At 74.1% G+C, this 20,061-nt stretch carries 3 protein-coding genes; all 3 read left to right on the forward strand.

The window, feature by feature from the left end; all coding sequences use genetic code 11:
- Window positions 1–50: 50 nt before the first annotated feature.
- Genes ACZ6ZR_RS02775 through ACZ6ZR_RS02785 form a run of 3 tightly spaced genes read left to right on the forward strand, consistent with a single transcriptional unit; the run spans window position 51 to window position 20,049 of the window.
- Window positions 51–9,509 (forward strand): non-ribosomal peptide synthetase, encoded by a 9,459-nt coding sequence (locus ACZ6ZR_RS02775; RefSeq protein ID WP_465638673.1) that lies wholly within the window; start codon window positions 51–53, stop codon window positions 9,507–9,509.
- On the forward strand, window positions 9,506–19,660 hold the full coding sequence (locus tag ACZ6ZR_RS02780; protein ID WP_465638675.1) for a non-ribosomal peptide synthetase: 10,155 nt from the start codon (window positions 9,506–9,508) through the stop codon (window positions 19,658–19,660). The genes ACZ6ZR_RS02775 and ACZ6ZR_RS02780 overlap by 4 nt, the downstream gene beginning before the upstream one ends.
- The gene (locus ACZ6ZR_RS02785) at window positions 19,657–20,049 is read left to right on the forward strand and encodes a nuclear transport factor 2 family protein (protein WP_465638677.1); all 393 of its coding nucleotides are present in this window, start codon (window positions 19,657–19,659) and stop codon (window positions 20,047–20,049) included. Before ACZ6ZR_RS02780 ends, ACZ6ZR_RS02785 begins: the two co-directional genes overlap by 4 nt.
- The last annotated feature ends 12 nt before the right edge of the window (window positions 20,050–20,061 follow it).

Raw genomic sequence — 20,061 nt, forward strand, 5'->3', positions numbered from 1 at the left:
CACGGGGGCGGGCCCACGAGAGGTCGAATGCCCTGGCACCGGGAGGCCCGATGACTCCGCTGTCCTTCGCACAGGCCCGCCTCTGGTTCCTCAACCAGATCGAGGGCCCCAGCCCCACCTACAACGTCCCGCTGACCGTCCGCCTCACCGGCCCGCTCGACCGGGCCGCCCTGCGGACCGCGGTCACCGACCTGGCCGAGCGGCACGAGGCCCTGCGCACCGTCTACACCGAGCGGGACGGCATCCCGTACCAGCAGGTGCTGGAGCGGCCCGAGATCCCCTGGTCCGTCTCCCGCCCCGCCGACGGCGAGCTGGTCGGGGCCGTCCGCGCCGCCGCCGCGCACGGCTTCGACCTCGCCGCCGAACTCCCGGTCCGCGCCGACCTGTTCGAGGAGGGCCCGGAGCAGCACACCCTGCTGCTGACCCTGCACCACATCGCGGCCGACGGCTGGTCACTGGCCCCGCTGCTGCGGGACCTGGCCACCGCCCACCGGGCCCGCACCACCGGCTCCGCCCCCGACTGGGAGCCGCTGCCGGTGCAGTACACCGACTACAGCCTCTGGCAGCAGGAGCTGCTGGGCGCGGCCGGGGACCCCGAGAGCCTGATGGCCACCCAACTCGCCTACTGGCGCGAGGCCCTGGCCGACCTTCCGGAGGAGCTGACCCTCCCCGCCGACCGGCCCCGGCCGGCCTCACCCTCCTACCACGGCCAGGTGCTGGCCACCCGGATCGACGGCGAACTCCGGGACCGGATCCAGGAGTTCGCCCGGCGCAACGACGCCACCCTCTTCATGGTGGTGCAGGCGGCCCTGGCCACCCTGCTCTCCCGGCTCACCGGCGCCACCGACGTCCCGCTGGGCACCCCGGTGGCCGGGCGCACCGACAGCGCGCTGGAGGACCTGGTCGGGTTCTTCGTGAACACCCTGGTGCTGCGCACCGACCTCTCCGGCGACCCGGGCTTCCGCGAGCTGGTCGCCAGGGTCCGGAATGCCGACCTGGACGCCTACGCCCACCAGGACCTGCCCTTCGAGCGCCTGGTGGAAGAGCTCAACCCGGCCCGCAGCCTGGCCCGCCACCCGCTCTTCCAGGTCATGCTGGTGCTGCAGAACAGCCCGGACGCCCGGCCCGACTTCGCGGGTCTGACCGCAGAGGCCGAGGTCATCGACCTGGACGTGGCCAAGTTCGACCTGATCGTGGAGCTGGCCGAGGACCGGGACGGCATCGGCGTGCTGCTCAAGTACGCCACCGACCTGCTGGACCGGGCCACCGTCGAGACCTTCGGCGAGCGGCTGCTGCGGCTGGTCGAGGCCGCCCTGGCCGGCCCCGAACTCCCGGTCGGGCAGCTGGACCTGCTCTCCGCCGAGGAGCGCCGCACCCTCACCGGGCGGTGGAGCGGCGGCCCGTCCGCCACCGACCCGGAGCGCACCGTGCACGGCGTCTTCGCCGAGCAGGCCACCGCCCGGCCCGAGGCCACTGCCCTGATCTTCGGCGAACAGCGCGTCAGCTACCGGGAGTTGGACGAGCACTCCAACCGGCTCGCCCACCACCTGCGCGCCGGCGGCCTGCGGCGCGGCGAGGTGGCCGGCATCCACCTGGAGCGCACCCCCGAGCTGGTGGTGGCCGTCCTCGCCGTCCTCAAGGCCGGTGGCACCTACACCGTGCTGGACCCGGAGTTCCCCGCCGAGCGGCTCAACGCCCTGGCCAGGAGCACGGACCTGATCGTCACCCGGGCCGCGCTGGCCGACCGGATCGACGCCCCGCAGCTGCTGGTCGAGGACGCGGCAGGGCACCCCGCCACCGCACCGCCCGAGCTGGTCGGCCCGCTGGACGCCGCCTGCGTGATGTTCACCTCCGGCTCCACCGGCGCCCCCAAAGGGGTGGTCTCCCCGCACCGGGCGATCGTCGGCACCCTGCTCGGCCAGGACTTCGCCTCCCTCGACCCCGCGCAGACCTGGCTCCAGTGCTCCCCCGTCTCCTGGGACGCCTTCGCCCTGGAGCTGTTCGGCCCGCTGCTCTCCGGCGGCACCTGCGTACTCCAGCCCGGCCAGCGCCCCGAACCGGCCCTGATCGCCGAGCTGGTGACGCGCCACCAGGTCACCACCCTGCACGCCTCCGCCAGCCTGCTGAACTTCCTACTGGACGAGTACCCCGAGACCTTGACCCACCTCCGGCAGGTGATGACCGGCGGCGAGGCCGCCTCCATCCCGCACGTGATGCGACTGGTCCACGACCACCCGTCCGTGAAGCTGGTCAACGGCTACTCCCCCGCCGAGTCGATGATCTTCACCGTCTCGCACGAGATCACCGCCGCCGACGGCTCCCGCCCCTCCATCCCGGTCGGCCGCGCCCTGAACGGCAAGCAACTCTGGGTGCTGGACGACCACTTGGCCCTACTGCCACCCGGCACCCCCGGCGAGCTCTACATGTCCGGCCTCGGCCTGGCCCACGGCTACACCGGCCAGCCCGGCCTGACCGCCGAACGCTTCCTCGCCAACCCGTACGGCGCCCCCGGCAGCCGGATGTACCGCACCGGCGACCTGGTCCGCTGGCTCCCCGACGGCACCCTGGAGTTCCTCGGCCGGGCCGACGACCAGGTCAAGATCCGCGGCTTCCGGGTCGAACCCGGCGAGGTCCGCGCCGCGCTGGCCGGCTTCCCCGGCATCGCGCAGACCGCCGTCACCGTCCGCGAGGACCGGCCCGGCCAGAAGCGCCTGGTGGCCTACTTCACCGCCGGCCACCCGGTGGACACCACCGAGCTGCGGGCCCACCTGACCAGGCTGCTGCCCGAGCACCTGGTGCCCGCCGCCTTCGTCCGGCTCGACGCGCTCCCGCTCACCCCCACCGGCAAGCTCGACCGCCGCGCCCTGCCCGTCCCCGACCTCACGCCCCGTCAGGAGTCCCGCCCGCCGCGCACCCGGCAGGAGGCCGTGCTCTGCGACCTCTACGCCGAGCTGCTCGGCCAGGACCGGGCCGGGATCGACGACGACTTCTTCGACCTGGGCGGCCACTCCCTGCTGGCCGCCAAGCTGATCGCCCGTATCCGCTCCGCCGCAGGCGTCGAGCTGACCGTCCGAGACCTGTTCGAGGCGCCCACCGTGCTGCGCCTCGCCGAGCGAATCCGTGGCGCCCGTGGGGCGCGAAAGGGGTCCTACGTCATGGAAGAGCGTCCCGAGGAGATCCCGCTGTCGTACGCGCAGCGCCGCCTCTGGTTCCTCAACAAGCTGGAGGGGCCGAACAGCACGTACAACGTGGCGCACACCATCCGGCTGCGCGGCGTGCTGGACGTGGACGCCCTGCACACCGCCGTCTCCGACGTGGTCGGCCGGCACGAGGCGCTGCGCACCGTCTTCCTGGAGGTGGACGGCGAGCCCTACCAGCGGGTGGTGGCCCCGGGCGTGGCCCGGCCGATGGTGACGGTGCTGGACACCGACGCCGAGGAGCTGCCGCTGGAGCTGGACTTCGCCTCCCGGCACGCCTTCGACCTGATGGTCGAACTCCCCATCCGGGCCCACATCTTCGCCGTCGGCCCCGAGGAGCACGTGCTGCTGCTGGTGATGCACCACATCGCCAGCGACGGCTGGTCGCTCGGCCCCGTGATGCGCGACCTGGCCACCGCCTACGCCGCGCGCTGCGACGGGGCCGCCCCGCAGTGGGAGCCGCTGCCGGTGCAGTACGTGGACTACACCCTCTGGCAGCAGGACCTGCTCGGCTCGGCCGACGACCCGGAGAGCCTGCTCTCGCAGCAACTCGCCTTCTGGCGCGAGGCCTTGGCCGACCTGCCGGAGGAGATCGCGCTCCCGGCCGACCGCTCCCGCCCGGCGCTGCCCTCCAACCAGGGCCAGGTGACCACCGCGCACCTGGACCAGGACCTGCACCGGCGCCTGCTGGCCTTCGCCCGGGAGAACAACGCCACCCTCTTCATGGTGATGCAGGCCGCCCTGGCCGGGCTGCTGACCAGGCTGGGCGCCGGCACCGACATCCCGCTGGGCACGCCCACCGCCGGGCGCACCGACGACGCGCTGGAGGACCTGGTCGGGTTCTTCGTCAACACCCTGGTGCTGCGCACCGACCTCTCCGGCGACCCGACCTTCCGTCAGCTGGTGGCCAGGGTCAAGGAGAGCGACCTCGACGCCTACGCCCACCAGGACGTCCCCTTCGAGCGGCTGGTGGAGGAGCTCAATCCCGTCCGCACCCTCTCCCGCCACCCGCTGTTCCAGGTGATGCTGGTGGTGCAGAACAACGCCGAGGCCAAGCTCCGGCTGCCCGGCCTGGACACCGAGATGGCGCCCGTCACCACCGACACCGCCAAGTTCGACCTCACCCTGGGCTTCACCGAGACCTTCGGCGCGGACCGCGAGCCGGCCGGCATCCGGGCGATGGCCGAGTACGCCACCGACCTGTTCGACCGGGCCTCGGTGGAGGTCATCCTGGACCGCCTGGTCCGGCTGCTGGAGGGTCAGCTCTCCGAGCCGGACGTGCCGGTGGGCCGGCTGGAGATCCTCTCCGGCGAGGAGCGCCGCGCGCTGCTGGTGGACTGGAACGACACCACCACCGAGTACCCGGCCGAGGCCTGCGTGCACCAGCTGTTCGAGCAGCAGGCGGCCCGCCGGCCGCTCGACACCGCGCTGGTCTTCGGCGAGGAGACCGTCGGCTACCGGGAGTTGGACGAGCGGGCGAACCGCCTGGCCCGCCACCTGGTGGCGAGCGGGCTGCGCCGGGGTGACGTGGTGGGCGTGTACCTGGAGCGCTCGACCGAGCTGGTCACCGCCGTGCTGGCGGTGCTCAAGGCCGGTGCCACGTACACCATGCTGGACCCGGACTTCCCGGCCGACCGGATCGCCGCCGTGCTCGGCCACACCGAGGCGGCCCTGCTGCTCACCGTCTCCGAGCTGGGCGGACGCCTGCCCGACGGCCCGCGGGAGCTGCACCTGGATCTGGACGCGGAGGCGGTGGCGCAGTACCCGGCCACCCCGCTCGGCGGCCCGGCCGACCCGGGCGACGCGGCCTGCGTGATGTTCACCTCCGGCTCCACCGGCGTGCCCAAGGGCGTGGTCTCCCCGCACCGGGCGATCGTCGGCACCCTGGTCGGCCAGGGCTTCGTGGACTTCGACCGGGCCCAGGTCTGGCTCCAGTGCGCCCCGGTCTCCTGGGACGCCTTCGCCCTGGAGCTGTTCGGCCCGCTGCTCTCCGGCGGCACCTGCGTACTCCAGCCCGGCCAGCGGCCCGAACCGGCCGTCATCGCCGAGCTGGTGACGCGCCACCAGGTCACCACCCTGCACGTCTCGGCCAGCCTGCTGAACTTCCTGCTGGACGAGTACCCCGAGACCTTCACCCACCTCCGGCAGGTGATGACCGGCGGCGAGGCCGCCTCCATCCCGCACGTGATGCGACTGGTCCACGACCACCCGTCGGTGAAGCTGGTCAACGGCTACTCCCCCGCCGAGTCGATGATCTTCACCGTCTCGCACGAGATCACCGCCGCCGACGGCTCCCGCCCGTCCATCCCGGTCGGCCGTCCGCTCGGGAACAAGCGGCTCTACGTGCTGGACGACGGCCTCGGCCTGGTCGCCCCCGGCGTCACCGGCGAGCTCTACATGGCCGGCGTCGGCCTGGCCCACGGCTACGCCGGGCAGGCCGGGCTCACCGCCGAGCGCTTCGTGGCCTGCCCGTTCGGCGAGCCCGGGACCAGGATGTACCGCACCGGCGACCTGGTGCGCTGGCGCGGCGACGGCGTGCTGGAGTTCCTCGGCCGGGCCGACGACCAGGTCAAGATCCGCGGCTTCCGGGTCGAACCCGGCGAGGTGCGCGCCACCCTGGCCGCCTTCCCCGGGGTCGGCCAGGCCGCCGTGCTGGTCCGCGAGGACCGCCCGGGCGACAGGCGCCTGGTGGCCTACGTGGTCACCGACGGCTCGCCGGAAGCCGCCGGGGTGGACGCCGCCGCGCTGCGCACCCACGTGGCCGCGCTGCTGCCCGAGTACATGGTGCCCTCGGCGGTGGTCTTCCTGGAGGCCCTGCCGATCACCCCGACCGGCAAGCTGGACCGGCGCGCCCTGCCCGCCCCCGACCACAACCGCGGCGAGCTCGGCCGCGAGCCGCGCAACGCCCAGGAGGAACTGCTCTGCGGCCTGTTCGCGGAGATCCTCGGCCTGGAGTCGGTCGGCATCGACGACGACTTCTTCGACCTCGGCGGCCACTCGCTGCTGGTCACCCGCCTGGTCAGCCGGCTGCGCTCGGTGCTCGGCGTGGAGATCGGCATCCGGGACCTCTTCCAGGCCCCCACCGTGGCCCGGCTCGGCAAGCGGGTGGACCGCGCCCAGCACGCCCGCCCGGCCCTGCGCGCGGTGGCCCGCCCGGACCGCCTTCCGCTCTCCTTCGCCCAGCAACGCCTGTGGTTCCTGGGCCAGTTGGAGGAGCAGGGCTCGGCCTACAACGTGCCGGTGACGGTCCGGCTGCGCGGCGCCCTGGACACCCGCGCGCTGCGCGCCGCAGTGGACGACGTGGTGGCCCGGCACGAGGTGCTGCGTACCGTCTTCGAGGAGTTCGCCGGCCGCCCGTACCAGCGGGTGCTCTCCCCCGAGCAGGCCGAAATCCCGTGGGACGAGGCACCGGTGACGGAGCAGGGGCTGCCCGGCGCGATCGCCCGGGCCGCCAACCAGGGCTTCGACCTCTCCACCCGGCCGCCGCTGCGGGTGCACCTGTTCGGCCTCGGCCCACAGGAGCACGTGCTGCTGCTGGTGATGCACCACATCGCCAGCGACGGCTGGTCAATGGGCCCGCTGATCCGCGACCTGGGCGCCGCCTACGCGGCCCGCTCCACCGCCGGCGAGGCGCCCGACTGGGCCCCGCTCCCGGTGCAGTACGCCGACTACACCCTCTGGCAGCAGTCCCTGCTCGGTGCGGACGACGACCCGGCCAGCCTGGTATCACGGCAGCTCACCTACTGGCGCGGAGCGTTGGCCGGACTCCCGGAGGAGCTGAACGTCCCGACCGACCGCCCCCGCCCGGCCACGCCGAGCCATCGGGGCGACGCGGTCTGGGTGAGCACCGACGCCGAGCTGCACGGCCGGCTGCTGAGCTTCGCCCGCGAGCACCAGGCCACCCTCTTCATGGTGCTCCAGGCCGGTCTGGCCGCCCTGCTCTCCCGGCTCTGCGGCGGCACCGACATCCCGCTCGGCACCCCGGTGGCCGGGCGGGTGGACGAGGCGGCGGACGACCTGGTCGGCTTCTTCGTCAACACCCTGCTGCTGCGCACCGACCTCTCCGGCGACCCGAGCTTCCGTCAACTGGTCGAGCGGGTCCGGGAGTCCGACCTCGATGCCTACGCCCACCAGGACATCCCCTTCGAGCGGCTGGTGGAGGAGCTCAACCCCGTCCGCACCCTCTCCCGCCACCCGCTGTTCCAGATCATGCTGGTGGTGCAGAACAACAGCGCGGCCGAGCTGAGCATCCCGGGCCTGGAGGCCTCGATCGTCCCGGCCGGGGTGGACACCGTGAAGTTCGACCTGACGGTGGCCGTCACCGAGCGCCGGGAGGCCGGTGCCCCGGCCGGGCTGAAGATCAACATCGACTACGCCTCCGACCTCTACGACCGGGGCACCGTCGAGGAGTTGGCGGCCCGGCTGGTCCGGCTGCTGGAGGGCGCGCTGGCCGCGCCGGAGCTGCCGGTCGGCCGGGTGGACGTGCTCTCCCCGGCGGAGCGCGGGCTGCTCACCGGGCAGCTCAGCGGCGGCCCGTCCACCGTGGACCCGGAGCGCACCGTGCACGGCGTCTTCGCCGAGCAGGCCGCCGCCCGGCCGGAGGCCACCGCCCTGGTCTTCGGCGCACAGCGCCTCAGCTACCGGGAGTTGGAGGAACGGTCGAACCGGCTCGCCCGCCACCTGATCGCGGGCGGCCTGCGGCGCGGCGAGGTGGCCGGCATCCACCTGGAGCGCACCCCCGAGCTGGTGGTGGCGGTGCTGGCCGCGCTCAAGGCCGGTGGCACCTACACCGTGCTGGACCCGGAGTTCCCCGCCGAGCGGCTCAACGCGCTGGCCCGCACAACGCGTTGGGTGGTGACCGACGCCGCGAACCGCGGCCGGATCGACGCCCCCGAGCTGCTGGTCGAGGGCGCGGCAGGACAGCCGGGGCACGCACTGCCCGAGCTGGCCGGCCCGTTGGACGCCGCCTGCGTGATGTTCACCTCCGGCTCCACCGGCACGCCGAAGGGCGTGGTCTCCCCGCACCGGGCGATCGTCGGCACCCTGCTCGGGCAGGACTTCGCGGAGCTGAGCCCCGATCAGGTCTGGCTCCAGTGCTCGCCGGTCTCCTGGGACGCCTTCGCCCTGGAGCTGTTCTCCCCGCTGCTCTCCGGCGGCACCTGCGTGCTCCAGCCGGGCCAGCGCCCGGAGCCCACGGTGATCGCGGCGCTGGCCGCCGAACACGCGGTGACCACCCTGCACGTCTCGGCCAGCCTGCTGAACTTCCTGCTGGACGAGTACCCGGCCACCTTCGCGAAGCTCCGCCAGGTGATGACCGGTGGCGAGGCCGCCTCTATCCCGCACGTGATGCGGCTGGTCCACGACCACCCGTCCGTGAAGCTGGTCAACGGCTACTCGCCCGCCGAGTCGATGATCTTCACCGTCGCCCACCACATCACCGCCGCCGACGCGGAACGCCCTTCCATCCCGGTCGGCCGCGCCCTGAACGGCAAGCAACTCTGGGTGCTGGACCAGTACTTGAACCTGGTTGCCCCCGGTGTGGCCGGCGAGCTGCACATGGCCGGACTCGGCCTGGCCCACAGCTACACCGGCCAGCCCGGCCTGACCGCCGAACGCTTCCTCGCCAACCCGTACGGCACCCCCGGCAGCCGGATGTACCGCACCGGCGACCTGGTCCGCTGGCTCCCCGACGGCACCCTGGAGTTCCTCGGCCGCGCCGACGACCAGGTCAAGATCCGCGGCTTCCGGGTCGAACCCGGCGAGGTCCGCGCCGCGGTCGCCTCCTTCGGCGCCGTCGGCCAGACGGCGGTGGTGGTCCGCGAGGACCAGCCCGGCGACAGGCGCCTGGTGGCCTACCTGACGGCCGACCACCCGGTGGACACCGCCGCGCTGCGGGCCCACGTCGCCGAGCGGCTGCCCGAGTACATGGTGCCCTCCGCCTTCGTCCAGCTGGACGCACTGCCGATGACGCCCACCGGCAAGCTCGACCGGCGCGCCCTCCCGGCACCCGACCTGACGCAGCGTCCGGCCGGGCGAGGCCCGCGGGACGAGAAGGAGGAGAAGCTCTGCGGCCTGTTCGCCGAGATCCTCTCCCTGGAGACCGTCGGCATCGACGACAACTTCTTCGAGCTCGGCGGCCACTCCCTGCTGGTCACCCGCCTGATCAGCCGGGTCCGTTCGGTGCTCGCCGCCGAACTCACCATCAAGGCCGTCTTCGAGGCGCCCACGGTGGCCGACCTGACCGGCCGCCTGACCACCGCCGTCCGCGCCCGTCCGGCCCTGCGGGCCCGGTCCAAGGAGGTCACCTCGTGATCCCGCTCTCCTACGCCCAGGCCCGGCTCTGGTTCTACGAGCAGATCGCCGGCACCAGCTCCGCCTACAACCTGCCCCACGCGCTGCGCCTGCGCGGCGAGTTGGACACCGGGGCGCTGCGCCTGGCGCTGGCCGACGTGCTCACCCGGCACGAGGCGCTGCGCACCACCTACGGCGAGGACGGCGGCCACCCGTACCAGCGGGTGCTGGACCCCGGACTCGCCCGGCCCGACTGGACGGTGGCCGAGACCACCGAGCAGGGCCTGCCCGCCGAGCTGGACCGGGCCTGTAACCTCACCTTCGACCTCACCACCGACCTGCCGATCCGCCCCTTCCTGTACCGCCTGGACGGCGGGCGCGAGCACGTGCTGCTGCTGGTGATGCACCACATCGCCACCGACGGCTGGTCGCTCGGCCCGCTGGTCCGCGACCTGGCCGCCGCCTACACCGCCCGCCGCGGCGGGGCGGCCCCGGAGTGGGAGCCGCTGCCGGTCCAGTACACCGACTACACCCTCTGGCAGCAGGAGCTGCTCGGCTCCGACCAGGATCCGGAGAGCCTGCTCTCGGCCCAACTCGCCCACTGGCGCGAGGCCCTGGCCGGCCTGCCGGACGAGGTGGCCCTCCCGCTGGACCGGCCCCGCCCGGCCGTCCCGGCGCACAAGGGCACGGCGGTCTCCGCCGTCAGCTCCCGCGAGCTGTACACCCGGCTGACCGCCTTCGCCCGGGAGCACGGCGCCACCGGCTTCATGGTGGTGCAGGCCGCGCTGGTCACCCTGATGACCCGGCTCGGCTCGGGCACGGACGTCCCGATCGGCACCGCCACCGCCGGGCGCGGTGACGAGGCGCTGGACGACCTGGTCGGATTCTTCGTCAACACCCTGGTGCTGCGCACCGACGCCTCCGGCGACCCGGGCTTCGCCGAGCTGGTGCGCCGGGTCAAGGAGGCGGACCTGACCGCCTTCGCCCACCAGGACGTGCCCTTCGAGCGCCTGGTGGAGGAGCTCAACCCGGCCCGCAGCCTGGCCCGCCACCCGCTGTTCCAGATCATGCTGCTGGCCCGGCAGGCCGGTGAGGAGGGCGGCGGCGGGCCGGAGTTCGCCGGGCTGGAGAGTGCCGTCCTCCCGGTCGGCACCGACGCGGTGAAGTTCGACCTCACACTGGCCGTGGGCGAGTCCGCCCGCCGGCTGGTGCTGAACGCCGACTTCGCCACCGAGGTGCTCGACGCCGACACCGTCCGCCGGCTGCTGGCCCAGCTGCTGCGGCTGCTGGACGCCGCGCTGGCCGACCCGGAGCTGCCGGTCAGCCGGCTGCCGCTGCTCACCGAGGAGGAGGAGCGCGCCGCGCTGGCACCCGGCAGGCTGACCGCCCCGGCCACCGTGCCGGTGCACGAGCTGATCGCTGAGCGGGCCCGCACCGCCCCGGACGCGATCGCCGTCGAGGCGGGCGAGCTCCGGCTGAGCTACGCCGAACTCGACGCCCGGGCCAACCAGTTGGCCAACCACTTGATCCCGCTGGGCGCCGCGCCCGGCCGGCTGGTCGGGATCTGCCTGGGGCGCTCGGTCGAACGGATCGTCACCCTGCTGGCCGTCCTGAAGACCGGCTCCGCCTACGTCACCCTGGACGCCTCCTATCCGGCCGAGCGCCTCACCTACATCGTCGAGGACGCCGCCCTCCCCCTGGTGGTGACCGAGCCCGGGCTGCTGGAGCGGCTGCCCGAGAGCGAGGCCGTGCCGGTGCTCTACGGCGAGCAGGCCGGGGCCTCCACCGCCGACCCGGGGGTGACGGTCCATCAGCGCGAGGCCGCGTACGTCATCCACACCTCGGGCTCCACCGGCCGCCCCAAGGGCGTGGTGGTCGAGCACGCCGGGCTGAGCGACCTCTGCGCCTGGATGCTGCGCGAGTTCGGCCACTCCCCCGCCGACCGGGCCAGCCAGGTCTCCACGCCCGGCTTCGACTCCTCGGTGATCGAGCTCTGGCCGGTGCTGGTGGCCGGCGGCACCGCCTGCCTGCCCGACGAGCGGCTGCTGGAGGACGCCGAGGCACTGACCCGGTGGATCGCCCAACAGCGGATCACCGTCTGCTTCATGCCCACCCCCCGCCTGGAGGCCTCGCTCGACGACCTCACCGCCGATCCGGGCGCGCTACGCCTGGTCTACCTGGGCGGCGACACCCTGCGCCGCTGGCCCGCCCCCGGCGTCCCGTTCCGGATGTCCAACCAGTACGGCCCCACCGAGTTCACCGTCGCGGCCACCGCCGCCGACCTGGGCCCCGAGCCCGCCCCCGGCGCGCTCCCGCCGATCGGCACCGCCGTGGACAACACCCACGCCTACGTGCTGGACGCGCACCTGCGCCCCGTCCCGGTCGGCGCCACCGGCGAGCTCTACCTCGCCGGAGCCGGCCTCACCCGCGGCTACCTCAACCGGCCCGGCCTCACCGCCGAACGCTTCACCGCCGACCCGTACGGCCCGCCCGGCGGCCGGATGTACCGCACCGGCGACCTGGTCCGCCGCCGCCCCGACGGACAGCTGGCCTTCGCCGGCCGCGCCGACCAGCAGGTCAAGATCCGCGGCCTGCGGATCGAACTCGGCGAGATCGAGGCCCTGTTGGCCAAGTACCCGGCTGTCGTCCAGACCGTGCTGGACGTCCAACGGGACCGGCTGGTCGCCTACCTGACCGCCACCGAGCCGCTCGACCCGGCCGAGCTGCGCCGCCACTGCGCGCACTGGCTCCCGGACTACATGGTGCCCACCGTCTTCGCGCAGCTGGACGCCCTGCCGCTCACCCCCAACGGCAAACTGGACCGGCGCGCCCTGCCTCCCGTCGAACTGCCGGGCCGGGGCGGCGGACGGGCACCGCGCGACACCCGCGAGGAGCTGCTCTGCGGCATCTTCGCCGAACTGCTCGGCGTGGACGAGGTCTCCGTCGACGACTCCTTCTTCGACCTCGGCGGCCACTCCCTGCTGGTCACCCGGCTGATCAGCCGAGTCCGCACCACGCTCGGCGCCGAACTCACCGTCCGGTCCGTCTTCGAGGCCCCCACCGTGGCCGAGCTGGTGCCCCAGCTCTCCACCACCGACACCTCCCGCCCCGTCCTGCGCCCATCCGCCCAGGGTCCGAGCGCCCCGCTCTCCCCCGCGCAGGCCCGGCTCTGGTTCCACCAGCAGGCCCAGGGCGCCGCGAGCACCGCCTACAACTTCCCGTACGCGATCCGGCTGGCCGGGGAGCTGGACCGGGCCGCGCTGGAGCAGGCCCTGGACGACGTGATCGCCCGGCACGAGGTGCTCCGCACCGGGTACCGGGAGGTCGACGGCGAGCCGCGGCAGGTGGTCCGGGAGCCCGGACTCGCCCGCCCGGTCTGGGCGTTCGAGGAGGTCGACGCGGACGGTCTGCGCGCCGAGCTGGCCCGGGCCGGCGACCTGCCGTTCGACCTGGCCGCCGACCTGCCCCTGCGCCCGTACCTCTACCGGCTCGGCGAGCAGGAGCACGTGCTGCTGCTGGTGCTGCACCACATCGCCACCGACGGCTGGTCGCTCGGCCCGTTCAGCCGCGACCTGGCCACCGCCTACCGGGCCCGCCGCGAGGGCGCGGCACCGGACTGGCGGCCGCTGCCGGTCCAGTACACCGACTACACCCGCTGGCAGCGCGAGCTGCTGGGCACCGACGAGGACCCCGAGTCCCTGCTCAGCCGTCAACTCGCCCACTGGCGCGAGACCCTGGCCGGACTGCCGGACGAGGTCACCCTGCCACTGGACCGCCCGCGCCCGGCGGCACCCACCCAGCGGGGCGCGGCGGTCGGCCTGACCAGCTCGCCCGAGCTGCAGGCCCGGCTGCTCGCCTTCACCCGGGAGCGGCACGTCACCCTCCACATGGCCGCGCAGGCCGTGCTCGCCGCCCTGCTCTCCCGGCTCGGCGCGGGCACCGACATCCCGATCGGCACCGCCACCGCCGGGCGCACCGACGAGGCGCTGGACGACCTGGTCGGATTCTTCGTCAACACCCTGGTGCTGCGCACCGACGTCTCCGGCGAGCCCAGCTTCGACCAACTGGTGGCCCGGGTCCGGGAGACCGACCTGGCCGCCTACGCCCACCAGGACGTGCCGTTCGAGCGCCTGGTGGAGGAGCTCAACCCGGCCCGCAGCCTGGCCCGCCACCCGCTCTTCCAGATCATGCTGCTCGCCCAGCCCCCGGTCTCCGCGACCGGCGGCGGCGAGGGCTTCGCCGGTCTGACGGCGGGTCCGGTCCCGGTCGGCACCAGCACCGTCAAGTTCGACCTGACCCTGGCCGTCACCGAGACCCCGGAGGGCCTGCGGCTCAACGCCGACTACGCCGCCGAACTGCTGGACGCCGCAACGGTGCAGCGCATGCTGGAGCGCTTCCTGCGCCTGCTGGAGGCGGCCCTCGACGCCCCGGAGCTCCCGGTCGGCCGGCACGACCTGCTCGGCGGGCAGGAGCTGGAGACGGTGCTGCACGGGTGGAACGACACCGCCGTGCCCTTCCGCACCGACCGCCGGGTGCCCGAGGTGATCGCCGAGCACGCCCGGCTGGCCCCGGACGCACCCGCCCTGGAGTGCGGCGAGACCGTCCTGTCGTACCGTCAACTCGACTCCCGTGGCAATCAGTTGGCGCAGCACCTGATCGCCCGGGGAGTCCGCCGTGGCGACCTGGTCGGGGTCTGCCTGGGCCGCGGCACCGAGCAGGTGGTCACCCTGCTGGCCGTGCTCAAGGCCGGGGCGGCGTACGTCCCGCTGGACGCCTCCTACCCGGCCGAGCGCCTCGCCTACATCGCCGAGGACGCCGGGCTGCGCCTGGTGGTCACCGAACCCTCCCTCGCCGGGCAGCTCTCCGGCCCCCGACTCCTGCTCCACGGCGAGCAGTCGGGCGCCTCCGACGAGGCCCCGGCCGTGACGGTGCACCCGCACGACGCCGCGTACGTGATCTACACCTCCGGCTCCACCGGCCGCCCCAAGGGCGTGGTCTGCGAGCACGGCGGGCTGACCAACCTGACCGAGTGGATGGTCCACGAATACGGGCTGACCGCCGCCGACCGGGCCAGCCAGATCGCCACCCCCGGCTTCGACTCCTCGGTGATGGAGCTCTGGTCGATCCTGGTGGCCGGCGGCACCGCCTGCCTGCCGACTCCGCAACTGCTGGACGACGCCGAGGCCTTGACCCGCTGGGTGGCCGAGTCGGGCATCACCGCCTGCTACATGCCGACCCCCCGGATGGAGGCCGCGCTCGACGACCTGACCGCCCGCCCCGGCGCGCTGCGCCTGCTCTACCTGGGCGGTGACACCCTGCGCCGCTGGCCGGAGCCGGGCGTGCCGTTCCGGATGTCCAACCAGTACGGCCCGACCGAGTTCTCCGTCACCACCACCTCGGCCGACCTCGGACCCGAGCCCGCCCCCGGTGCGCTGCCCCCGATCGGCCGCCCGGCCGCCAACAACCGGGCCTACGTGCTGGACGAGTACCTGCGGCCCGTCCCGGTCGGCGCCACCGGCGAGTTGTACCTCGCCGGAGCGGGCCTCACCCGCGGCTATTTGGGCCGCCCCGGCCTGACCGCCGAGCGCTTCCCGGCCTGCCCGTACGGCGGCGAGGGCGAACGCATGTACCGCACGGGCGACTTGGTGCGGTGGCGGCCGGACGGGCAGCTGGCCTTCCTCGGCCGGGCCGACCAGCAGGTGAAGATCCGCGGCCTGCGGATCGAGCTCGGCGAGATCGAGGCCCTGCTGACCAGGCATCCCGAGGTGGCGCAGACCGCCGTGCTGGTCCGCGAGGACCGCCCCGGCGACAGGCGCCTGGTGGCCTACCTGACCGGTCACCGCCCGCTGGAGGCAGCCGAGTTGGCCGCCTACGCGGCCGAGTGGCTGCCCGCCTACATGGTGCCCGCCGCCTTCGTGCAGCTGGACGCCCTGCCGCTCACCCCCAACGGCAAGCTCGACCGCCGCGCCCTGCCCGCCCCCGAACTCCCCGAGCGTGCCGAAGGACGCGCCCCCCGCACCACCACCGAGGAGCTGCTCTGCGGAATCTACGCCGAACTGCTCGGCGCGGACGGGGTCTCCGTCGACGACTCCTTCTTCGACCTCGGCGGCCACTCCCTGCTGGTCACCCGGTTGATCAGCCGAGTCCGCACCACGCTCGGCGCCGAACTCACGGTCCGGTCCGTCTTCGAGGCCCCCACCGTGGCCGAGCTGGTCGGCCACCTGGGCACCACCGGGGCCCTGCGCCCCGCGCTGCTCCCGGCCGAGCGCGGTACCACCGCCCCGCTCTCCCCCGCACAGGCCCGGCTCTGGTTCCACGAGCAGGTGCAGGGGCCGAGCGCGGCCTACAACCTGCCCCACGCGCTCCGGCTGAGCGGGGAGTTGGACACCGCGGCGCTGCGCCGGGCACTCACCGACCTGACCGACCGTCACGAGATCCTGCGCACCACCTACCTGGAGGGCGCGGACGGCCCGCTCCAGCACGTGCTGCCCGCCGGCACCGCCCCGGAGTGGACCGAGACCACCGTCACCGAGGAGGGCCTGGACGCCGCCCTGGCCGCCGCCGGCGGCCACGTCTTCGACCTCACGGCCGAACTCCCCTTGCGCGCCGTACTGTTCCGGACCGGCCCGGAGGAGCGGGTGCTGCTGCTGGTGACCCACCACATCGCCACCGACGGCTGGTCGCTGGGCCCGCTGCTGCGCGACCTGGCCGACGCCTACCGGGCCCGCTCCGAGGACGCGGCCCCCGCCTGGACGCCACTGCCGGTCCAGTACGCCGACTACACCCTCTGGCAGCGGGAGCTGCTCGGCTCCGACCAGGATCCGGAGAGCCTGCTCTCGGCCCAACTCACCCACTGGCGCGAGACCTTGACCGGGATCCCGGACGAGGTCACCGTCCCGCTGGACCGCCCCCGCCCGGCCCGGCCGACCTTCCGGGGAGCCGCCGCCACCGCCACCGGCAGCCCCGCGCTGCAGGCCCGGCTGCTCGGCTTCGCCCGCGCCCAGCACGCCACCACCTACATGGTGGTGCAGGCCGCGCTGGCCGCCCTGCTGGCCCGGCTCGGGGTGGGCACCGACATCCCGATCGGCACCGCCACCGCCGGGCGTACCGACGAGGCACTGGACGACCTGGTCGGCTTCTTCGTCAACACCCTGGTGCTGCGCACCGACGCCTCCGGCGACCCGAGCTTCCGTCAACTGCTGCACCGGGCCCGGGAGACGGCGCTGGCCGCCTACGCCCACCAGGACGTCCCCTTCGAGCGCCTGGTGGAGGAGGCCAACCCGGCGCGCTCGCTCTCCCGCCACCCGCTCTTCCAGATCATGCTGCTCACCCAGCCGCCCGGCGCCGGGCACCCCGCCTCCTACCCGGGCCTGACCACCACCCCGGTGGCGATCGGCACCGGATCGGCCAAGTTCGACCTCACCCTGGCCGTGGCCGAGACCGAGGACGGACTGCGGCTGACCGCCGACTACGCCACCGACCTGCTGGACCACGGCTCGGTGGACCGCCTGCTGGCCCAGCTGCTCCGACTGCTGGACGCGGCGCTCGCCGACCCGGACCGCCCGATCGGCACCCTCGCTCTGCTCACCGAGAAGGAGCACACCGCCGCCCTGGCCTCCGGTCCGGTCAGCGAACCGACCACCGCCCCGGTGCACGAGCTGATCGCCGAACACGCCTGGCTGACCCCGGACGCACCCGCCCTGGAGCACCCGGACGGACTGCTCAGCTACCGCCGACTCGACTCCGCCGCCAACGAGTTGGCCCACCACCTGATCGCCCGTGGAGTCCGCCGCGGCGACCTGGTCGGGGTCTGCCTGAACCGGGGACCGGAGCTGGTGGTCACCCTGCTGGCCGTCCTCAAGGCCGGGGCAGCGTACGTCCCGCTGGACGCCTCCTACCCCGCCGACCGCCTGGCCTTCCTGGCCGAGGACGCCGGACTGCGCCTGGTGGTCACCGAACCCTCCCTCGCCGAACGCCTCTCCGACGCCGAACTCCTGCTCTACGGCGAGCAGTCGGGCGCCCCCACCACCGACCCCGAGGTGACGGTCGGTCAGCGGGACGCCGCCTACGTCATCTACACCTCGGGCTCCACCGGCCGCCCCAAGGGCGTGGTGGTCGAGCACGCCGGGCTGAACGACCTCTGCTCCTGGATGCGCCGCGCCTACGGCGTGACCGGCACCGACCGGGCCAGCCAGATCGCCACCCCCGGCTTCGACGCCTCGGTGATGGAGCTCTGGCCCGTCCTCACCGCCGGCGGCACCGCCTGCCTGCCCGAGCCGGCCCTGCTGGAGGACGCCGAGGCGCTCACCCGGTGGGTGGCCGAGGCCCGGATCACCGCCTGTTTCATGCCCACTCCCCGGCTTGAGGCCTCGCTCGACGACCTGACGGCCGATCCGGGCGCCCTTCGCCTGGTCTACCTGGGCGGGGACACCCTGCGCCGCTGGCCCGCCCCCGGCGTGCCGTTCCGGATGGTCAACATGTACGGCCCGACCGAGTACACGGTGGCGGCCACCGCCGCCGACCTCGGCCCCGAGCCCGCCCCCGGCGCGCTCCCGCCGATCGGCACCGCCGTGGACAACACCCGGGCGTACGTGCTGGACGCGCACCTGAACCCCGTCCCGGTCGGCGCCACCGGCGAGTTGTACCTGGCCGGAGCCGGCCTCACCCGCGGCTACCTCAACCGGCCGGGCCTGACCGCCGAGCGCTTCACCGCCGACCCGTACGGCCCGCCCGGCGGCCGGATGTACCGCACCGGCGACCTGGTCCGCCGCCGCCCCGACGGACAGCTGGCCTTCGCCGGCCGGGCCGACCAGCAGGTCAAGATCCGCGGCCTGCGGATCGAACTCGGCGAAATCGAGGCCCAGTTGACCCGCCATCCGGCGGTCCTCCAGGCCGCCCTGGACGTCCGAGACGGACGGCTGGTCGCCTACCTCACCGTCACCGGCCCCGTGGAGGAGGCCGAGCTGCGCCGCCACGCGGCCGGGCAGCTCCCCGAGTACATGGTGCCCAGCGCCTTCGTCCGGCTGGACGCCCTCCCCCTCACCCCCAACGGCAAACTCGACCGCCGCGCCCTGCCCGCCCCCCAACTCCCCCAGCGCGCCCAAGGACGCGCCCCCCGCACCCCCCGCGAAGAGGTCCTGCTCACCCTCTTCGCCGAGGCCCTCGCCCAGCCCGACCTCACCGTGGACGACGACTTCTTCGCCCTCGGCGGCCACTCCTTGCTGGCCACCCGCCTGGTCAGCAGGATCCGCACCGCACTCGGCGTACGGCTCGGCCTGCGCTCGCTCTTCGAGGCCCCGACGGTGGCCGCGCTGGCCGAACTCCTGGACTCCGGCGCCGAGTCGGACTCGCTGGCGGTGCTGCTGCCGCTGCGGCCGCGCGGCTCCCGGCCCCCGCTGTTCTGCGTCCACCCGGCCGCCGGGATCAGCTGGGTGTTCTCCGGGCTGCTGCGCACCCTCGACCCCGAGCAGCCCGTCTACGGCCTGCAGTCCCGGGCCTTCGCCGAACCCTCGGCCGCCCCGGCCTCCATCGAGGAGATGGCCAAGGACTACCTGGAGCAGCTGCGCCGGGTGCAGCCCGAGGGCCCGTACCAGCTGCTCGGCTGGTCCTACGGCGGGGCCGTCGCCCACGAGATGGCCTGTCAGCTCCGCGCCGCCGGTGAGGAGGTGGCGCTGCTGGCGATGCTCGACGGCTACCCGCCGATCCCAGCCCAGCTGCGCGAGTGGTCCGCCGAGGACGGCGCCACCCTGGCCGCCCTGCTGGCCACCCTCGGCTACCCGCTGGACGCCTACCGGGACGGCCGCCCGACGCCGGAGGAGTACCGGGCAGCCGTCCGGCACCCCGACGGCCCGCTGGCCGGGCTGGACCGGGAGCTGACCACCGCGCTGCCCCGGGTCTTCGCCGCCAACCTCAACCTGCTGGCCGGCCACACGCCCGGCCGCTTCGACGGCGACGTGCTGTTCTACCTGGCCGCCGCCGGCCGCACCGCCGACTCGGCCGACCCCGCGCTCTGGCTGCCGCACGTCGGCGGCCGGCTCACCGTCCACGAGATCGACAGCGCCCACGCCCTGATGACCCGTCCGGAGCCGCTCGCCGCGATCCGGCCCACCCTGACCGCCGCCCTGCTCCCCCTTCTCCCCCTACTCCCCACGCTCCCCGAAGAGGACCGATGACCACCAGCCCCGACCTCGAGTCCCCCACCACCTCTGCCTCCGCCGTCTCCGTGGTCCGCCGCTTCTACCACCTGGTCGACACCGGGGACGCCGCCGGCCTGGCCGCGCTGTTCGCCCCCGACGCGGAGTACCGCCGCCCCGGCTACGGGCTGATGACCGGCCCCGAGGGCCTGCTCGGCTTCTACGGCCGCGACCGCACCATCGCCTCCGGCGCCCACACCCTCACCACGGTGCTCGCGGACGGCGCGACGGTCGGCGTGTTCGGCGAGTTCCACGGCCTGCTGCACTCCGGCGCCCCGGTGGACCTGCGCTTCGCCGACAGCTTCACCGTCCGCCCCGACGGCCTGTTCGCCACCCGCGACACCTACTTCTTCGCCCCGCTCGTCTGACCGGCCATCACC

The organism is Kitasatospora sp. NPDC088742 (assembly GCF_055584905.1).

Excerpts from the sequence above, each read along its gene's own strand:
- ACZ6ZR_RS02775 (WP_465638673.1), top strand. The coding sequence starts at position 51 with ATGACTCCGCTGTCCTTCGCACAGGCCCGCCTCTGGTTCCTCAACCAG.
- ACZ6ZR_RS02785 (WP_465638677.1), top strand. The coding sequence starts at position 19,657 with ATGACCACCAGCCCCGACCTCGAGTCCCCCACCACCTCTGCCTCCGCC.